The sequence below is a fragment of the Kitasatospora nipponensis genome (assembly GCF_039528135.1).
Taxonomy (GTDB): Bacteria; Actinomycetota; Actinomycetes; order Streptomycetales; family Streptomycetaceae; genus Kitasatospora; species Kitasatospora nipponensis.
This window is the reverse complement of record NZ_BAAALF010000539.1, coordinates 230-964: the sequence shown is the minus strand read 5'-3', so window position 1 is coordinate 964 and position 735 is coordinate 230. Positions and strand designations below refer to the sequence as shown.

The window sequence follows — 735 nt, the reverse complement described above, 5'->3', positions numbered from 1 at the left end:
GTTCACGGCCTGCGGCGTTCGCATTGCGAGGATGCTACGCACCGTAGTCCGTGAATGGCCTACGGATCGGGCGATCTGCGCCTCGCTCATTCCCGCAGCCTGGGCCCGATGGATCAGTGAATCCCGCCCCGCCAACGCCGCCCTGTATGCCTCCAGTTCGCCATAAATATCGGCGCCAGCTATCTCATCCCTGTCTGGCTTCCCTCTCGCACCGCAGGCAGGGCAACTGGCTCCGCCATCTGCAGGCGCGCCAGCCGGGGGCAGCTCACATGTGTTCGGGGAGCCCGGAGCGGCCAAGACCTGTTGATGGTCGCGGTCTGCGTCACGCATGAGCACACCGTAATGCATGCACTCAGCAGCCCTGTGCAGATTTGTACAGGAGGTCCACGGTCTGATAATCGGCCAACTAGGCCCTTTGGGTGGTTGATTCGGCTGTGGCGCGCGATCTGGTTGTCCATATCGAGTCGATGACGCGAAGCTCAGCGCTGGCCGATCTTCAACTGAGCACTCCGCGGATGATGCATAGACGCATCTGATTCGCCGTCCCCTCTGCCCACCTGCCACCTTCTGGAGAATGAGTGTTTGAGCCACGAGTCGTTGCCGCTCTCGACTTCGGCACACACGGAACAGGGTTCGCCTGGGCCGTCGTCGAGCCCGGAAATGCCGACCCGCACAGTCGGCGGATTCACTTCTGCAACCGCTGGGAGGCCCAGCCCGTCGCCTGCGCCAAGAACC

General features: G+C 62.9%; 1 pseudogene. It reads right to left on the bottom strand.

The features are described from left to right. Positions 1 to 479: 479 nt before the first annotated feature. Positions 480 to 735, bottom strand: a pseudogene (locus tag ABD323_RS41745) (hypothetical protein); the annotation flags it as partial.